Raw genomic sequence first — 16,690 nt, 5'->3', positions numbered from 1 at the left:
ACCAAACCGCTTGGCGCTGCAGCGGACACTACAGGGGGAAAACTGTAACCCATGTATCCGGTTCAAAGTGTTACCCATCTATCAACTGGACAGCTTGCGCCGAAGTTTTCACCAAACTCGAACGTCGCAGAAAAGGCGCCAAGGGTCGCGACAGCCCCCTTCTCCCCGTCACTATACGGGGAGAAGGTGCCGGCAGGCGGATGAGGGGCGGCGCCATGCTTTCCACAAAAATCCTGCGCCGGGCAGCCGTCACAGGTGCCTCCCTCGCCGGCCTCGCGGCAATCGCCGCCGCCACCCTCTGGCAGCTCGACCGCGCCTTTCCGCCGCCGCTGCCGGCGGCGCTAACGGTATCGACCGAAGTGCAAGACCGCGACGGCCAACTGTTGCGGGCCTTCGCCACACCGGACGGCTATTGGCGGCTCTCGACCCGCCTCGATCAGGTCGACAGACAGTTTGTCGACATGCTGGTCACTTACGAGGACAAGCGTTTCTGGAACCATGACGGCGTCGACGTGCTGGCGCTGGCCCGCGCCGCCGGCCAGTTCGCGACCAATGGCCGTATCGTCTCCGGCGGCTCGACGCTGTCGATGCAGCTCGCCCGGCTGACCGAGCCGCGCGACAGCCGCAGCCTCGGCTCGAAGGTCAAGCAGCTGCTGCGCGCCCTGCAGATCGAGCGGCGGCTCACCAAGCGCGAGATCCTCGAACGCTATTTGACGCTGGCCCCCTATGGCGGCAATCTCGAAGGCGTGCGCGCCGCCTCGCTGGCCTATTTCGGCAAGGAGCCGAAGCGGCTGACGGTCTCGGAGGCGGCCCTGCTCGTCGCCCTGCCGCAATTGCCGGAAAAGCGCCGGCCCGACCGCAACCTTTCAATCGCCCACGCCGCCCGCGACCGCGTTCTGACGCGCATGGTCTCATCAGGCTTGCTCGGCGAGCGCGAGGCCGCACGTGCTGCGCTCGACGACGTTCCCGCCATCCGCCGCACGCTGCCGGCGCTGGCCGCCCACGCCACACATGCAGTGCTGCCCAGGGCCGTCCCTGGCAAGTCGCTGCGACTGACGATCCGCAAGAGCGTCCAAGAAGGGCTGGAACAGGTGGCCAGCGATGCCGCAACCAGGCTCGGCCCCCGCCTGTCGGTCGCCATGGTGCTGGCCGACGCCCGCACCGGTGACATCCTCGGTGAAGTCGGCTCCGCCGACTATTTCGACGCCAGCCGCTCCGGCTGGATCGACATGACCAGGATCGTCCGCTCGCCCGGTTCGACGCTGAAACCGTTCATCTACGGGCTCGCCTTCGAACAGGGATTGGTCGCACAGGAAACACTGATCGACGACAGTCCGACGGATTTTTCCGGGTACCGGCCGAAGAATTTCGACATGGGCTACCAGGGCGACGTCAGCATCCGGCAGGCACTGCAACTGTCTCTCAACGTGCCGGCGATCAGTGTGCTCGACGCGGTCGGGCCGGCGCGGCTGCTCGCGCGCTTCCGGCAGGCCGGCGTCACGCCGGTCCTGCCCGTCAACAAGGCGCCAGGTCTCGCCATCGGCCTTGGTGGCGTCGGCGTGACGCTGCGCGATCTCGTCCAGCTCTATGCCGGGCTTGCCAATGGCGGCAAGGCACACACGCTGCACGACGGCACCGAGCCGGCGAATGCCAAACGCTCCACCGCTACCATCCTCGACAATCAGGCGAACTGGCAGATCACCGACATATTGTCGGGCGTCAAGCCGCCCGAGAGTGCCGCCCGGCGCGGCATCGCCTACAAGACCGGCACCTCCTACGGCTACCGCGATGCCTGGTCGGTCGGTTTCGACGGGCGTTACGTGCTGGGCGTCTGGGTCGGCCGTCCCGATGCCGGCGCGGTGCCTGGTCTGTCCGGCTATGTCTCGGCCGCACCGATCCTGTTCGAGGGCTTTGTCCGCTCCGGCCTGGCTGCCATGCCGCTGCCGAGCCAGCCGGCCGGCGTCGTCAGACCCAGGCGCGACGAACTGCCGGTGACTTTGGCGCGCTTCGGTTCTGGCGCCGACGGGCTGGTCCAGGCAACGCCGACCGAGCCCGCGCCAACGATCATCTTTCCGCCCGACGGCGCCCGCGTCGATCTCGGCACCACCGCCGCCGAGCCCTCGCCGCTAGTGCTGAAGCTGCAGGGCGGCCGCGCGCCGTTCCGCTGGCTGGCCAATGGCAAGCCGCTGGTCGGCATCGACCGGCGACGCACCGCGATCTGGCAGCCGGACGGCGCCGGCTATTCGACCCTGACCGTAATCGATGCGGCCGGACGCGCGGCCAGCGTGAAAGTGTTCGTTGAATAGAATGCGCCAAGCGATTCAGCGCATTGCATTTTGCGCATTGCAGTCGGCGGCCGGTATTGCCACCGCTGCTGCCGCAGACCTCCCGGCCGGCTTCGTTCGGCTGGCCCGACATCGATCGCACCATCCGGCAGGACATCCGCTACGCGGGTTTCAAAAATTTCCTGCACCGCAAGGCGGCCGGCTACGACGCGCCGGTATGCATCCTCACCGGGCGAGCGGCGAAAGCGCTTTCCGATGTCCAGAAAGTGATTGCCGCCGAGGGCCTGAGGCTGGTCGTGTTCGACTGCTACCGCCCGGCGCGCGCCGTCTCCGACATGGGCGAATGGACCAGGGAAGGCGGACCACCCGACCCGCAATGGTCCGGCGGTCAAGCGCAAGGACCTCATCGCCAAAGGCTATGTCGGCGAACTGTCGACGCATTCGCGCGGCTCGACCGTCGATGTCGCCATCGCGCGAGCCGACCGCAACACCGCCCCGAAACCGGCCTGCGGCGTATCAGATGCCGACACGCTCGATTTCGGCACCGGCTTCGACTGTTTCGACCCGATGAGCGAAACGGCGCACCGTCCGCTCGCCGGGGAAGCAACCGCAAACCGCAAGAGGCTTGTCGAGGCCATGCGCGCCGGCGGCTTCAGGAATTATCCGCGCGAATGGTGGCACTTCACGCTGGAAGACGAGCCCTTTCCAAAGCAGCGCTTCGATTTTCCCCTCACCGCCGACTAAATCTCTGATCGCTGCGAAGCAAATCGGAGTCCAGACCACATCAAGCCATCGCCGAGGCGCGACCTTTCTCCAGATAGATCGCTTCATGAGCCCGGATTCGGCACCCCGGCGTCGAGAGGAAAGAATTTCTTCATGAGGCCAAAGATCGGCGGAAAATTGCTTCGAACGGACAAAAAAAGCAACATTGAGTGCATCTAATTTCTACCAATTCAGTAGATTGAAGTGATCTCAACGGAGGCGTAAATGACCAATCCTCATTTCAGGAAACTGCTCGGCGCCCTGGTCGCTGCATCGGTCCAATTCGGAACACTCGGTTTCGCGTTTGCCGATACCACCATCCTCAACGTGTCCTATGATCCGACGCGTGAGCTGTACAAGCAATTCGACGAGGCCTTTGTCGCCCACTGGAAGGCCGAGACCGGTGAGACGGTAACCGTCCAGCAATCGCATGGCGGGTCGGGCGCGCAGGCCCGCGCTGTGATCGACGGCCTCGATGCCGACGTGGTGACGCTGGCGCTCGAAGGCGACATCAACGCCATCGTCGAGAAATCGAAGAAGATCAATCCCGACTGGCGGGCCAAGTTCGAGAACAACTCGGCGCCCTACACCTCGACCATCATCTTCCTCGTCCGCAAGGGCAACCCGAAGGACATCCACGACTGGGGCGATCTGGTCAAGGACGACGTCCAGGTGATCACGCCGAACCCCAAGACTTCCGGCGGCGCACGCTGGAACTATCTCGCCGCCTGGGCCTATGCCAACGCCAAGGATGGCGGTGACGAGGCCAAGACCAAGGAATTCGTCGGCAACCTCTATGCTCATGTTCCGGTGCTCGACACCGGTGCGCGCGGTGCGACCGTGACTTTCGCGCAAAAAGGCCTGGGCGACGTGCTGCTGGCCTGGGAAAACGAGGCCTATCTGGCGCTCGACGAATTCGGTGCCGATAATTTCGATATCGTTTACCCGCCGACCTCGATCCTGGCCGAGCCGCCGGTCGCCGTAGTCGACGCCAATGTCGACGCCAAGGGCACGAGAAAAGTCGCCGAAGCCTATCTGAGCTACCTCTACTCCAAAGAAGGCCAGACGCTGATCGCCAAGAACCACTATCGCCCATCGAAGCCCGATTTGGTGCCGGCGGAGGACCTCGCCAAACTGCCGGAGATCAAGCTGATCACCATCGACGATCCACTTTTTGGCGGTTGGAAGAAAGCACAGCCTTACCATTTTGGCGACGGTGGTATATTCGACCAGATCTACAAGCCGGCCCAGTAGACCCAGTTAGCTAGACTCTAGATCAGGACGACATGACCACAGCACCCGCCAAGGCGGGGTGGCGGTTCAGACAGCCGAGCGTCATTCCGGGTTTCGGATTGACGCTCGGCTTCTCGCTTGCCTACCTCACGCTCATCATCCTCATTCCCCTGTCGGGGCTGATCTGGCGATCGGCCGCGCTCGGCTGGGCCGATTTCTGGGCGATCGCCACCGACCGCCGCACCATCAACGCGCTTGAAATCAGTTTTGGCACCGCCTTCATTGCCGCTTCCGTCAATGTCGTCTTCGGCACGATCGTCGCCTGGGTGCTGGTGCGCTACAACTTTCCGGGCCGCCGCATCGTCGATGCCATGGTCGACCTGCCCTTCGCACTGCCGACGGCGGTGGCCGGCATCGCGCTGACCACGCTCTACGCGCCTAATGGCTGGCTCGGCAGCCTGCTGGCGCCGCTCGGTATCAAGGTTGCCTATACGCCGCTCGGCATCGTCATCGCGCTGATCTTCATCGGCCTGCCCTTCGTCGTGCGCACTGTCCAGCCCATCATGGAGGAGATCGACAAGGAGGTGGAGGAAGTGGCCGCCACGCTCGGCGCCAATCGCTTCCAGACCGTCTCCCGGGTTCTGCTCCCAGGCCTGGCGCCAGCCATTGTCACCGGTTTCGCGCTGGCTTTCGCACGCGGTGTCGGCGAGTACGGCTCCGTCATCTTCATCGCCGGCAATCTGCCCTACAAATCCGAGATCGCGCCGCTTCTGATCGTCATCCGGCTGGAGGAATACAATTATGCGGCGGCGACCGCGATCGCGGCAATCATGCTCGCTTTGTCGTTCGTGATGCTGCTGGTCATCAATCTGGTGCAGACGTGGAGCCGCAAGCGCTATGGCTGATCCGGAGATCAAATCCTACGCACCGCACCACGAAAGCCAGTCGGCGGCAGTAACCGAAAGCCGCCTGGCGAAAGCCGTGCTGATGATCGTGAGCTTTGCCTTCCTCGGCATTTTCCTGCTCTTGCCGCTGATCGTCGTCTTCAACGAAGCCTTCGCAAAAGGTCTCAGCGCTTACACGGAGGCGCTGACCAACCCAGACACGCGCTCGGCGATCCACCTGACACTGCTGGTGGCGGCGATCTCGGTTCCACTCAACGTCGTCTTCGGCATCTCCGCCGCCTGGGCGATCGCCAAGTTCGAGTTCAAGGGCAAGGCCTTCCTGACCACGCTCATCGACCTGCCGTTTTCGGTCTCGCCGGTCATTTCCGGCCTGGTCTATGTGCTTTTGTTCGGCGCGCAAGGCTTGCTCGGCAGCTGGCTGAAGGCGCATGGCATCGCCATCCTGTTTGCCGTGCCGGGCATCGTGCTCGCCACCATCTTCGTCACCTTCCCCTTCGTCGCCCGCGAACTGATCCCGTTGATGCAGGAACAGGGCAATGGCGACGAGGAGGCGGCGCTGTCGCTCGGCGCCAATGGCTGGCAAGCGTTCTGGTACGTGACGCTGCCCAACGTCAAATGGGGACTGCTCTACGGCGTCTTGTTGTGCAATGCCCGCGCCATGGGCGAGTTCGGCGCGGTGTCGGTGGTGTCCGGCCACATACGCGGGCTCACCAACACCATGCCGCTGCATGTCGAAATCCTCTATAACGAGTACAATGCCGCAGCCGCCTTCGCCGTCGCCTCGCTGCTTGCGGGCTTGGCGCTCGTCACGCTGGTCTTGAAAACACTTCTCGAAATGCGCTACGGCGCCGAGATCGCCGCGACGCGCGGACACTGAATGCATGTCGCCCAAAAGTGCATAGCGGTTTTGGGATTACGACATGCATGAAACAAAGATTTTGATGTCGCCCAAAAGTGCGCAGCGGTTTTGGGATTACGACATGCATGAAGCAAAGATTTTGATGTCGCCCAAAAGTGGTAACCGGTTTTGGGACAACGACATGCATCGACAAAAAAGGGACGGTTGATGGAAGTTCGCGTTGCCAACGTGCGCAAGGAGTTTGAACGGTTTCCGGCCCTCCACGACGTTTCGCTCGACATCAAGTCCGGCGAGCTGATCGCGCTGCTCGGGCCTTCCGGTTCCGGCAAGACGACGCTGCTCAGGCTGATAGCCGGGCTGGAGCGGCCGACGAAAGGAAAGATCTTCTTCGGCGAGGAGGATGCGTCGCAAAAGTCGATCCAGGAGCGCAATGTCGGCTTCGTTTTCCAGCATTATGCGCTGTTTCGCCATATGACGGTCGCCGACAATATCGGCTTCGGCTTAAAAGTTCGGCACGGGCCGTCACGGCCGTCGGCGCAGGAAATCCGCCGCCGTGCCTCCGAGCTTCTCGACCTCGTCCAACTTTCCGGCTTGGAAAAGCGCTATCCGGCGCAGCTTTCGGGCGGCCAGCGCCAGCGTGTGGCACTTGCCCGCGCGATGGCGATCGAACCGGCCGTGCTTTTGCTCGACGAGCCGTTCGGCGCGCTCGATGCCCAGGTCCGCCGCGAGTTGCGCCGTTGGCTGCGCGACATCCACGACGCCACCGGCCACACCACGGTCTTCGTCACCCATGACCAGGAAGAGGCGCTGGAGCTTGCCGACCGCGTGGTGGTGATGAGCCAGGGCAGCATCGAGCAGGTCGGCACCGCCGATGAAATCTACGACACGCCGAACTCGCCCTTCGTCTACGGCTTCATCGGTGAATCGAGCGCGCTTCCCGTCAAGGTCGAGGACGGCCAGGTCTGGATCGCCGACCGCCCGATCGGGCTGTCCGCGCCGCATGCACCGCAAGGCGAAGCGACGCTGTTCTTCCGCCCGCACGATGTCGAACTGGTGGACGAATGCAATGGCTGCATCGCCGGCACGGTCGCCGCCAGCCGCCGCGTCGCCGGCACCAGACGAGTGGAGCTCGAAATCGGCGGCGAGCGCCAGCGGGTCGAGATCGAACTGCCCGTCGACCATCCGGCGGCGCAGAAAAGCCGAGTGGCGTTCAGGCCACGGCGCTGGAAGCTTTTTCCGGCTGCTTGATCCTCTATCCGGCCCTACACCAGCCAGTTCTCGACCTTCAGGCCTTTGATCCGGTTGAACTCTCGCGTGTTGGCCGTCACCAGAGTAGTGCCCAGGGCGTAGGCGTGGGCAGCAATAAAAAGGTCGTTTTGGCCAATGGTCTGGCCCATGCCTTCCAGCTCGGCGCGAATCGCGCCGTACTCGGCGTCCACCGGCACATCGAGCGGCAAAACAGGAATCTCAGCCAGCAATTCCTCGACCTTCTTGAGCAGCTTGGCCGATCCCTTCCTGACGCAGCCATATCGCAGTTCCGAGGCGACCACGATGCTGGTACACACGGCGGCGTCTCCCACGCGCAGGACGGCGCTGGCGGCTCTGCCTGCCGGGTTCCGGATCATGTCGCTGATAATGTTCGTGTCCAGCATGAACCGCATTTAAAAAAATTTCTCGGGTTTGACAGGCATATCGTCGATTTCGGGGAAGTCTTCCTCGGGACCCAGCGGCGGCCCTTTCGCCCATTGCGCGAGCAGCGCCGTGAGGCCAGGTTTGCGGACCGGCTCGATGACCAAGCGGTCGCCTTCACGGCTGATCAAGACCTTTTCGCCAGGTAACTCGAACTCGACAGGAATGCGCACCGCTTGGCTGCGGTTGTTGCGAAACAGCTTCGCCTCTTTCGGTGGGGATGTTGAATGGCGGTGCTGGGGCATAGCGACGGTTCCTTGTATATACCATTTGTATATGCCAGGTAATGCCATGATGCAATCGTCTTGCCAACACATGGGCCAGCCGAGAAGCATCGTGCATGCGGACGACATCAGCACCGCTGCCCAGGTGTCTCGAAAGAGCCTGCTTGAAAGAAAATCCTAACGACGGCGCGGAATGGGAACATTTTTCTAGCGATAACGTGGCGAAGCCGTTCTGCGTGTCTCGTCGCCCACCATGCCTTGCCGCTATGGTTGGGCAATAAGCGCATTGCATTGGAGCCTGTTTTCATGAAGCGATTTTTGCTTGGCGTCGCCACAGTAGCCGGCCTGTTCCTCGCATCCTCCCAAGCCTGGTCGGCCGACAAATTGCTGAACGCTTCCTACGATGTCGGCCGCGAACTGTTTGCGCAGGTCAACAAGGCTTTTATCGCCGAGCACCCCGGCGTGGCCATCGATCAGTCGCATGCCGGGACGTCGGCTCAGGCGCGCGCCATTGCCGAGGGCCTCGGCGCGGATGTCGTCACCTTCAATCAGGTCATCGACATCGACTTCCTGGTCTCGAAGGGTCTTATCTCCGCCGACTGGCAGAAGGATTTCCCCGACAACGCCTCGCCTTTCTATTCGCTACCGTCCTTCCTGGTGCGCGCCGGCAATCCGAAGAACATCAAGGATTGGAACGACCTCGTGCGCGACGACGTCCAGGTGATCTTCCCCAACCCTAAAACATCGGGCAATGCGCGCTACACCTATCTTGCGGCCACCGCCTACGCCAAGGAAGCCTTCAAGGGCGACGACACCAAGGTGAAGGAATTCGTCACCAAGCTGTTCAACAACGTCCCGATCTTCGACAGCGGCGGGCGCGCCGCGACCACCACCTTCGTGCAGCGCGAGATCGGCGACGTTCTGATCACCTTCGAGTCGGAAACGCGCGGCGTCCGCAGGGAGTATGGCGATGACAAGTTCGAGCAGGTGACACCCTCGGTCAGCCTGCTGGCGGAGTTTCCGGTGGCGATCGTCGACACGGTCGCCGACGAGCATGGCACGCGTGACCTCGCCAAGACCTATCTCGACTTCCTCTACACGCCGCAGGGCCAGGACATCGCCGCCCGTAATGGCCTGCGGGCTCGCGACGCGGCGGTCGCCGCCAAATACAAGGCTGAGTTCCCCGATGTCCGCCTGCTGACGGTGGAAGACATCTTCGGCGGCTGGGCCAAGGTCCAGACCGAGCACTTTGCAGCGGGAGGCCTGCTCGACCAGACTTATGGCAGCCGCTGAAGCAAGCAATCTTCGAACTTGACAAGAAAGCCGGCTTTTGCCGGCTTTCTTCGTTTTCGCGCATTTTCGGGCGCATCATCCAAAACGTCACGAAGAATCAATGTGTTTGTGTCTACCGTGCCATCAGACGGCTTGTTTCGCGAAACTGCATCGCGCGACCAAAACGTCATGATTTACACACAAACAACCGCCAGATGCGGGCGGTTGGGGTTTTCATGAACTGAATCGGGCATGCTGACCAAAAAAGGCAAATACGGCCTCAAGGCCCTCGTGCATCTGTCCGGCTTGCCGGTCGGCCAGCTCGCGTTCGTCAACGACATTGCGGTTGCCAACAACATCCCGAAGAAATTCCTGGATGCCATTCTAGGCGAGTTGCGCAATGCCGGCTTCGTCCAGAGCCGCAAGGGCAAGGAAGGCGGCTATCGCCTCGCCCGGCCGGCCTCCGAAATCAAGATCGGCCATGTCGTGCGTGTCCTCGACGGGCCGCTGGCGCCGATCCCTTGCGCCAGCCGCACCCAATATCAGCGCTGCGAGGATTGCGACGAAGCGACATGCCAGGTCCGGAACATGATGCTGGAGGTGCGCCAGGCGATCGCCGAGGTGCTGGACAATCGCAGCCTCGCCGCGATGTGCGACGCCGACAATGACGATTTTCCAGTCGAACTGACGTCGCAGATCTAGGGTGTGGTGGTTTCCGAGAACGGAACGGAGCGTAACGTTTGGACACGCACCGGAAGCGCAGGAAACTGCCTTTGCAGGCCGGCATCGCCTGACTATCAAAACACCCCAATTAGGCGCCCTAAAGCAGGATCCGCGCCGGCCACCCGCTCATGAATTCGCCTCTAACAGGCTCACGACGTCGCCGACAATGTCGGCGATCGGGCGCGTCGCATCGAGCGTCAATGCGTTCTCGTCGGCTGCCGGCGCTTCGAGCGTGGCGAACTGGCTGTCGACCAGGCTTGCCGGCATGAAATGGGCCTGGCGGGAGCCGACACGCTGCTTTGCGGTCGCGGGATCGATTTCCAGATAGAGGAAAACGATGTTTTGGCAAAAGCCGCGCAGACGTTCGCGATAGCTGCGCTTCAGCGCCGAGCAGGCGGCAACGACGCCCTGCCCATTGCCGACCGATCCCGCAATGCGCCGGCCGATCGCGTCGAGCCAGCCTTCGCGCAATGCATCGGTCAGCGGCTCGCCTCTTGCCATGCGCGCGACGTTTTCCGGCGAATGCAGCCGGTCGCCCTCGACGAAAATGGCGCCCGACGCTGCGGCCAACGCTTCGCCGACGGCCGACTTGCCACAACCGGCAACGCCCATCACCACGACGGCCGGTGCGGACCGAACCGGATCCCTCTGCATCTGTGCTGCCTTTTCGTCCACGATGCGGGTCAGCGGCTGGCCGGCGCACGACCGTAAAGCAGGAGCATGGCGACAATGACGACGCCGTAGATAATCTGCCGCCCCGCCTCCGGCATCTGCATGACCGAAAGAATGGATTGCAAAAGCGTGATCAGGATGACGCCAGCGACGGTGCCGAGATAGGAGCCGCGGCCGCCGAGGATCGAGGTGCCGCCGAGCACGACCGCTGCGATCGACGGCAGGAGATAGGCGTCGCCCATCGACTGCGCCGCCTTGGAGGCATAGCCGGCCAGAAGCACGCCGCCGAAGGCGGAGAGTCCGCCGGACACGGCGAAGGCGATCAATACCACGCGCCGCGTGTCGATGCCGGAGAGGTAGGCGGCCCGCTCGCGGTTGCCGATGCCGTAGACCGTGCGGCCGAAGCCGGTGCGGGTCAGCACGAAAACCATCGCAGCCCCGATCAGCGCCCAGATGATGACGGCGTTGGGCACGCCCGGAATGGCAAAGCCGGTCGCCAGATAGCGCATCGCCCGGGTTGCCGAATCCTGCGGCGAGAAGCCGCCCGTATAGACCACCATCAGCCCTTGCGCGACGGCATTGGTGGCGAGCGTGATGATCATCGAGGGAATGCGCAGATAAGCGACGCCGATGCCGTTGACGATGCCGATCGCGACACCGCAGAAAATGCCGAACGGGATCGCCAGCGCCACGCCGACCGGGCCGTAGGCGGCCGCCGCACAGGCCATCATTGCGCCCGCCGCCACCGACCACGGCACCGACAGGTCGATCTGGCCGAGCAGGATGACCAGCATCATGCCGGTGGCGATGACGCCGAGAAACGAGGCCACCTTGAGCTGCTGCAGTAGATATTCCGGCGACAGAAAGCTGCGCGAATAGAGGCTGCCGACAAACAGCAACAGCACGATGCAGGCGAAGGCGGTCAGCACCGCCGGATCGGCGCGGCGGATGAATTTCGGCATGCGGCCGGCGATGCCGCCGATGGTCGTTTCGCTCATAGGAACCACTCCAGCCGGTTGCGGACCCTGAACAGGGCGAAGGCGCCGAGGCTGACCGCGATCAGCAGGATGACGCCCTGAAACAGCGGCTGCCAGAGCGGATCGAAATCGAAGACGAAGAGCAGGTCGCCGATGGTGCGGAAGGCGAGCGCCCCAAAAATCGCGCCGACGGCGCTGCCCTTGCCGCCGAACAGCGAGACGCCGCCAAGCACCACGGCGGCGATCGAGAACAGCGTATAGGCATTGCCGCTGGCATAGGCCGCCTCGCCCGTATAGGTGAAGAAGGTCAGGAACAATCCGCCGATCGCGGCCAGCAGGCCGGCCAGCCAATCGGCCGAAAAGTGGCCGCGGCGGAGCGGAAACCGGGCCTTGGCGGCCGCCATCACCCCCGAGCCGGCCGCGTAAGCGGCGCGGCCGAGCACCGACCGTCTGAACGGCACCCAGACCACGAGCACGACGGCCAGCAGCACCACCAGGCTTGCCGGCACCACGCCGAACAGCCGCCCGGTCAGCGCGTCGGCCAGATCCTCGTTGACCGAGCCGCCTGGGAATGGCCTGAGCAGCAGCGCGATGCCGAAATAGACCGCGCCCGTGGCGATGGTGGTGACGATCGGCTGCAGCCGTCCGTAGATGACGATGGCGCCGTTGATCGCCCCGCACAGCAGCCCGGTGCCGAGCACCGCGACGACGCCCAACGCGGTCTCGATGCCGGTGCCGATGACCAGCCATGAGGCCAGGCAGTTGGTCAGCAGGAAGATCATGCCGACGGAAAGGTCGATGCCGGCGGTGATCACCACCAGCGTCTGCGCCATGGCGACGAAGGCAAGCAGCACGCCCTTGTTGGAAGCCGTCTGCACGACATTGGCGGTAAAGCCCGCCGGATGGTTCGAGGTGTAGATCGTAAACATCACGATGAAGATGCCGAACGCCAGCAGCGTTCCGCGTTGTTCGGCAAGCCAGTAGCGCCAGTCCTTCACGCGTCCGCTCCTCGGGCTGGCGGCTTCGCCATGCCTCGGGCTGGCGTCTCTTCGCCATGGATGTTGAGCGCGCTGGCGATCAGCGCCCGCTCGGTGATCTGGGCGCCGACCAGCTCGCGTTTGACCGCTCCGTCATAGAGCACCAGCACCCGGTCGCAGCACCCGATCAGTTCGTCATAGTCGGTGGAGTAAAACAGGATCGCCGCGCCTTGGTCGGCAAGCTTGCGCATCAGCTGATACAGTTCCTGCTTGGTGCCGACATCGATGCCCCGCGTCGGATCGTTGAGCAGGATAATTCGCGGCTGCCGCATCAGCCATTTGGCGATCACCACCTTCTGCTGGTTGCCGCCGGACAGCGCACCGACCGGAATGTCGAGGCCGGCCGTCTTGATCGCCAGCAGAGCTACCATGTCGTCGATCAGCCGCTGCTCGGCGGCACGGTCGATGATGCCGGCCCTGGACAGCCGGTCGAGTGCGGCGAAGGAGAGGTTTTCGCGCACCGTCATCGGCAGCATCAGGCCTTCCGTCTTGCGGTCTTCCGGGATCAGCGCCATGCCGATCCGGTCACCGCGCGCCTTGGCCGGGCTGGCGATCGCCACCGGTTTGCCGTCGATCAATATCTGCCCGCTGAGGCCGCGCAGCACGCCGAAGAAGGCGAGCAGCAATTCGCGCTGGCCCTGGCCGTCGAGACCGCCGAGGCCGACGACCTCGCCTGCGCCGACCGACAGCGAGATATTGTCCAGCCGGTCGGTCCAGGAAAGCTTGCGCGCCTCCAGCACGGGCGCGGCGGTGGCCGGCGCGCGCACCGGCTTTGGCGGAAAGATGTGGCTGTACTCGCGGCCGATCATCAGCTCGACGACTTCATTGTCGCTCTTGGTGCCTGCTGCGTAGCTGGCGACATTGCGGCCGTTGCGGAACATCGTGCACTGGTCGGCAAGCTCGGCGATCTCGTTCATGCGATGCGAGATGTAGAGCAGCGCCAGCCCTTCCGAGCGCAGCCGCTTCAAGACGCCGAAGATCTTGGCGACGTCGGTCGCGGTCAGCGCCGAGGTCGCCTCGTCGAGGATCAGGATGCGCGGCTTCCTGGCAAGTGCTTTGGCGATCTCGACCATCTGCCTTCTTGAAAGAGGAAGATCCTTGACCAGCGCCAGCGGGTGAATGTCGGCAGCGCCGGCGCGCGCCAAGGCTTCTTCCGCGATGCGTCGCTGCGCCTTGCGGTCGATCATGCCGAAACGTTTCGGCGGATCGGAAATGACGATGTTGTCGGCAACGCTGAGTTCGGGGACGAGCGACAGTTCCTGGAAGATGCAGACGATGCCGGCCTGGTTGGCCGCGGCCGGCGAAGCGAAGGTCACCTCGCTTCCGTCCAGCATCATGCGGCCTTCGTCAGGCGCGACGACGCCGGCCATAACCTTGATCAGCGTCGATTTGCCGGCGCCGTTTTCGCCGAGGATGGCGTGAATGCTGCCTGGTGTTACCGAAAGCTCGGCCTTTTCCAGCGCCCGCACACCGCCATAGCGCTTGGATATGCCCTCCATGCGGAAGAGCGGAACCGCACCATCCATCGGCCCCTCCCAAGGCGCTTGTTCTTCGGGACCGGCGCCGCGGGATTATCCGGCGGCGCCGAGCGATCACTCTATTGGTTTTCCTTGCTCTGGCCCATGATTTCCTGCGCGGTGAAGTTGATGCCGCAGGTCGGGAAGGAATTGCCGACGAAGAAATTGTCGGACTGGTCGGGGAAATAGTCCTCGCCTTCCTTGAAGTTCGGATCCTCGACGATCGCCAACGGCAGCTTCACCGCTTGCGGGACAACCTGGCCTTCGAGCGCGGCAATCGCCGTCTTGATGGCGACCGCGACCTGGGCGGGACCGGTTCCGGCCGACGAGCATTTCAGCCCGTCTGCGGCAAACTTGGCGCAGAATTTGCGGAAGCCATTCTCCGTTTCGCCGCCGAACGGCACGAACGGATGCTTGGCATCGATCATCGCCTGGACGATGCCGGTGTCGCCGCCCTGACCGGTGACGCCGTCGAAGGGACCGTTGGTGGCGATCGCGTCGGCCGAGGCCTTTTGCGCCACGCCATCGTCCCATTTGCCGATGACTTCGGTGACCTCCCACTTCTTGCCCGAAGCATCGAAGACCTCATGGATGCCATTGTGGCGGTCGGTATCGACCGACGTGCCGGCAACGCCGCGCACTTCGAGGATCTTGCCACCATTGGGAATATGCTTGATCAGCCAGTTGGCCCACAACTCGCCAAGGCCTTTCTGATCGACATTGACGTTGATGGCATCCTTGGTGTCGAGAATATTGTCGAAAGCGACCAGCACGACGCCGGCTTCCTTGGCGCGCTTGATGACCGGTCCGAACGCCGTCGGATTCTGCGCGTTGACGACGATCGCGTCATAGCCGGAATCGATGAAGTTGTTGATCGCCGAAATCTGCGCCGGCACGTCTTCGCCGGTCGAGACGACCTTGAATTCCTTCAGTTTCGCCGCGACCTCCGGCTGCGCCGCATAGGCCTTCGCCGTCTGCACCATCTGGATACGCCAGGTGTTGGCGATATAGCCATTGGCGAGCGCTACGCGGTACGGGCCTTCCTTCTTGGGGAACTTGAAGAACTGCGTGTCGGCGGCCCATGGCGCGAAGCAGTCCGGCTCGGCCGACGGGCCCGTGACGATTTCTGGCTCGGCGAGCGCCGACGAGCTTAGCATGGCGAATGCAGTGGCGGCAACGATGCCACCAACAAGTGACTTGAACATCGATATTCCTCCCAGTTGCAGTTTTTGATTGTCTTACGCGTCTCGCGTCCGGCCCGGCACCTCCCGCCTTGCCCGTCGCGCTTTCTCAGGTGGCCGAATGCCGACCCGATCTCCTCCCTTGCCGCTCGGCAACCACAGTAAAAACTATCATATTATACATAATAAACAAGCATGAGCTGTCGATTATATATAATAAACAAACTAGCCCCTTTGCGGTGAATTTTTGCCAGAGATAGATGGTAGCGCTACCACGACATTGTGTAAAGCGTCACTTCACTGCGTCTCGAAGGCAGGTCAGCGGGCCGTGCTCTCGCGGCGCTTGAGTTCGAAGCCGAGATCGACGACCGGCTCTTGCGGCCGCTTGCCTGCAATCGCCGCGAGCGCCATGGCGACAGACAGCCGGCCGATCTCGTAGCGAGGCGTCCGGATGCTGGTGACCGATGGAAAAGCCACTTCCATCATGTCGAGATCGTTGAAGCCTGTGATGCCGATCGTCTTCGGCACGGCGATCGAGGCGCGGTGGCACTCGAACAGTACGCCGAGCGCAATGTCGTCATTGTTGCAGAAAACCCCGTCGAGCATCGCCACCTTGGCCAGCGCGTCACGAAACAGTTCGCGCCCGAGCGTCACGCTGGACGGCACCGGCGTGGTGGTGATCAGCCGCGCGTCGAACAGACCGGCCGCCTCCATCGCCGCGCGATAGCCTGCCAGACGACGCTGCGAGCGCGGGTCCATGCGCGCGCCGATGAAGCCGATGCGGCGATAGCCCATTTCGATCATGTGTTCCGTCGCCGCCTTGCCGCCGTCGAAATGCGAGAAGCCGACCATCATGTCAACCGGATCGGGCCCGGTCTCCATGACCTGCACCACCGGGCAGCCGGCCGTCTCGAGCAGTCTTCGCGACGTTGGCGTCTGGTCGATGCCCGCCACGATCAGCGCCGCCGGGCGCTGCGGGCCGAACACCTGCAGCAGCCGTTCCTCCTCGAGGCCGGAATAATGGGTATTGCCGAGCTGGATACGGTAGGAACTGTCGGACAGGCTGTCATAGATGCCGCGCAGCACTTCGGCAAAGACGCTGTTGGTGAGCGACGGCACCAGCACGCCAAAGACCTCGGCGCGCGCCGAAGCCAGCGCCCGCGCATTTGGGTCGGGCACGTAACCGAGCTCATCGACAGCCGCCTGGATCTGGCGGCGCAGATCTTCCGAAACACGCCCCGGCTCGCGCAAGGCGCGGGAGACGGTGATGGCGCCGACGCCGGCCTTGCGCGCGACGTCGGCGATCGTCGGACGGCCGCCGCCGCGGCGCGAGCGCGGTTTGGTCATAGCCTTG

The 16,690-nt window shown here is 63.3% G+C and carries 16 protein-coding genes and 1 pseudogene; 9 read left to right on the top strand and 8 right to left on the bottom strand.

The genetic code is table 11. The features are described 5' to 3' along the window. Positions 1-215: 215 nt before the first annotated feature. The 7 genes and pseudogenes from pbpC (at position 216) to NKH12_RS20495 (ending at position 7,292) form a co-directional block, all read left to right on the top strand. Positions 216-2,306, top strand: coding sequence for a penicillin-binding protein 1C (gene pbpC / locus NKH12_RS20525; RefSeq protein WP_352954804.1), 2,091 nt, complete (start codon positions 216-218; stop codon positions 2,304-2,306). A gap of 23 nt (positions 2,307-2,329) precedes the next feature. After that, positions 2,330-2,614 (top strand): annotated as a pseudogene (locus NKH12_RS20520) (M15 family metallopeptidase); the annotation flags it as partial. Positions 2,615-2,690: 76 nt separating this feature from the next. Continuing rightward, positions 2,691-3,029 carry a M15 family metallopeptidase gene (locus NKH12_RS20515; RefSeq protein WP_352954806.1) on the top strand — a complete coding sequence of 113 codons (339 nt, stop codon included), beginning with the start codon at positions 2,691-2,693 and terminating at the stop codon, positions 3,027-3,029. Positions 3,030-3,272: 243 nt separating this feature from the next. Further along, positions 3,273-4,301 (top strand): sulfate ABC transporter substrate-binding protein, encoded by a 1,029-nt coding sequence (locus NKH12_RS20510; RefSeq protein WP_352954803.1) that lies wholly within the window; start codon positions 3,273-3,275, stop codon positions 4,299-4,301. Between the two features lie 32 nt (positions 4,302-4,333). Further along, the gene (gene cysT, locus NKH12_RS20505) at positions 4,334-5,185 is read left to right on the top strand and encodes a sulfate ABC transporter permease subunit CysT (RefSeq protein WP_352954802.1); all 852 of its coding nucleotides are present in this window, start codon (positions 4,334-4,336) and stop codon (positions 5,183-5,185) included. Beyond that, the gene (gene cysW / locus NKH12_RS20500) at positions 5,178-6,062 is read left to right on the top strand and encodes a sulfate ABC transporter permease subunit CysW (RefSeq protein WP_352954801.1); all 885 of its coding nucleotides are present in this window, start codon (positions 5,178-5,180) and stop codon (positions 6,060-6,062) included. The genes cysT and cysW overlap by 8 nt, the downstream gene beginning before the upstream one ends. A gap of 189 nt (positions 6,063-6,251) precedes the next feature. Beyond that, a complete protein-coding gene (locus NKH12_RS20495; RefSeq protein WP_352954800.1) occupies positions 6,252-7,292 on the top strand; it encodes a sulfate/molybdate ABC transporter ATP-binding protein in 1,041 nt (346 codons plus the stop codon). 14 nt (positions 7,293-7,306) lie between these two features. On the opposite strand, the gene NKH12_RS20490 is transcribed toward NKH12_RS20495, so the two are convergent. After that, the gene (locus tag NKH12_RS20490) at positions 7,307-7,705 is read right to left on the bottom strand and encodes a type II toxin-antitoxin system VapC family toxin (RefSeq protein ID WP_352954799.1); all 399 of its coding nucleotides are present in this window, start codon (positions 7,703-7,705) and stop codon (positions 7,307-7,309) included. Further along, positions 7,706-7,978, bottom strand: coding sequence for an antitoxin (locus tag NKH12_RS20485; protein WP_352954798.1), 273 nt, complete (start codon positions 7,976-7,978; stop codon positions 7,706-7,708). Positions 7,979-8,263: 285 nt separating this feature from the next. Here NKH12_RS20485 and NKH12_RS20480 point away from each other — a divergent pair, with 285 nt between their 5' ends. Next, a complete protein-coding gene (locus tag NKH12_RS20480) occupies positions 8,264-9,250 on the top strand; it encodes a sulfate ABC transporter substrate-binding protein (protein ID WP_352954797.1) in 987 nt (328 codons plus the stop codon). 231 nt (positions 9,251-9,481) lie between these two features. After that, complete coding sequence (locus NKH12_RS20475; RefSeq protein ID WP_352954796.1) at positions 9,482-9,931, top strand: RrF2 family transcriptional regulator; 450 nt, start codon at positions 9,482-9,484, stop codon at positions 9,929-9,931. Between the two features lie 147 nt (positions 9,932-10,078). On the opposite strand, the gene NKH12_RS20470 is transcribed toward NKH12_RS20475, so the two are convergent. The 6 genes from NKH12_RS20470 to gntR form a co-directional block, all read right to left on the bottom strand. Next, a complete protein-coding gene (locus NKH12_RS20470; RefSeq protein ID WP_352954795.1) occupies positions 10,079-10,606 on the bottom strand; it encodes a gluconokinase in 528 nt (175 codons plus the stop codon). A 29-nt stretch (positions 10,607-10,635) separates the two neighbouring features. Then, entirely contained in the window at positions 10,636-11,622 is a 987-nt protein-coding gene (locus tag NKH12_RS20465; protein WP_352954794.1) for an ABC transporter permease, read from the bottom strand. Continuing rightward, positions 11,619-12,599 carry an ABC transporter permease gene (locus NKH12_RS20460; protein WP_352954793.1) on the bottom strand — a complete coding sequence of 327 codons (981 nt, stop codon included), beginning with the start codon at positions 12,597-12,599 and terminating at the stop codon, positions 11,619-11,621. Before NKH12_RS20460 ends, NKH12_RS20465 begins: the two co-directional genes overlap by 4 nt. Continuing rightward, a complete protein-coding gene (locus tag NKH12_RS20455; protein ID WP_352954792.1) occupies positions 12,596-14,164 on the bottom strand; it encodes a sugar ABC transporter ATP-binding protein in 1,569 nt (522 codons plus the stop codon). Before NKH12_RS20455 ends, NKH12_RS20460 begins: the two co-directional genes overlap by 4 nt. A 71-nt stretch (positions 14,165-14,235) precedes the next feature. Continuing rightward, on the bottom strand, positions 14,236-15,360 hold the full coding sequence (locus NKH12_RS20450) for a sugar ABC transporter substrate-binding protein (protein ID WP_352954791.1): 1,125 nt from the start codon (positions 15,358-15,360) through the stop codon (positions 14,236-14,238). A gap of 294 nt (positions 15,361-15,654) precedes the next feature. Then, positions 15,655-16,683 carry an HTH-type transcriptional regulator GntR gene (gene gntR / locus NKH12_RS20445; protein ID WP_352954790.1) on the bottom strand — a complete coding sequence of 343 codons (1,029 nt, stop codon included), beginning with the start codon at positions 16,681-16,683 and terminating at the stop codon, positions 15,655-15,657. Between the last annotated feature and the right edge of the window lie 7 nt (positions 16,684-16,690).

The sequence above is a fragment of the Mesorhizobium sp. M1322 genome (assembly GCF_040318085.1).
Taxonomy (GTDB): domain Bacteria; phylum Pseudomonadota; class Alphaproteobacteria; order Rhizobiales; family Rhizobiaceae; genus Mesorhizobium.
Note: the sequence above shows the minus strand (reverse complement) of the source record. Positions and strands in the feature narration are given on the sequence as shown.

What these genes read in the sequence shown, in the direction of transcription:
- pbpC (WP_352954804.1), top strand. Translation starts at nt 216, where the DNA reads ATGCTTTCCACAAAAATCCTGCGCCGGGCAGCCGTCACAGGTGCCTCC.
- NKH12_RS20510 (WP_352954803.1), top strand. Translation starts at nt 3,273, where the DNA reads ATGACCAATCCTCATTTCAGGAAACTGCTCGGCGCCCTGGTCGCTGCA.
- cysT (WP_352954802.1), top strand. Translation starts at nt 4,334, where the DNA reads ATGACCACAGCACCCGCCAAGGCGGGGTGGCGGTTCAGACAGCCGAGC.
- cysW (WP_352954801.1), top strand. Translation starts at nt 5,178, where the DNA reads ATGGCTGATCCGGAGATCAAATCCTACGCACCGCACCACGAAAGCCAG.
- NKH12_RS20495 (WP_352954800.1), top strand. Translation starts at nt 6,252, where the DNA reads ATGGAAGTTCGCGTTGCCAACGTGCGCAAGGAGTTTGAACGGTTTCCG.
- NKH12_RS20490 (WP_352954799.1), bottom strand. Translation starts at nt 7,705, where the DNA reads ATGCGGTTCATGCTGGACACGAACATTATCAGCGACATGATCCGGAAC.
- NKH12_RS20485 (WP_352954798.1), bottom strand. Translation starts at nt 7,978, where the DNA reads ATGCCCCAGCACCGCCATTCAACATCCCCACCGAAAGAGGCGAAGCTG.
- NKH12_RS20480 (WP_352954797.1), top strand. Translation starts at nt 8,264, where the DNA reads ATGAAGCGATTTTTGCTTGGCGTCGCCACAGTAGCCGGCCTGTTCCTC.
- NKH12_RS20475 (WP_352954796.1), top strand. Translation starts at nt 9,482, where the DNA reads ATGCTGACCAAAAAAGGCAAATACGGCCTCAAGGCCCTCGTGCATCTG.
- NKH12_RS20470 (WP_352954795.1), bottom strand. Translation starts at nt 10,606, where the DNA reads ATGCAGAGGGATCCGGTTCGGTCCGCACCGGCCGTCGTGGTGATGGGC.
- NKH12_RS20465 (WP_352954794.1), bottom strand. Translation starts at nt 11,622, where the DNA reads ATGAGCGAAACGACCATCGGCGGCATCGCCGGCCGCATGCCGAAATTC.
- NKH12_RS20455 (WP_352954792.1), bottom strand. Translation starts at nt 14,164, where the DNA reads ATGGATGGTGCGGTTCCGCTCTTCCGCATGGAGGGCATATCCAAGCGC.
- NKH12_RS20450 (WP_352954791.1), bottom strand. Translation starts at nt 15,360, where the DNA reads ATGTTCAAGTCACTTGTTGGTGGCATCGTTGCCGCCACTGCATTCGCC.
- gntR (WP_352954790.1), bottom strand. Translation starts at nt 16,683, where the DNA reads ATGACCAAACCGCGCTCGCGCCGCGGCGGCGGCCGTCCGACGATCGCC.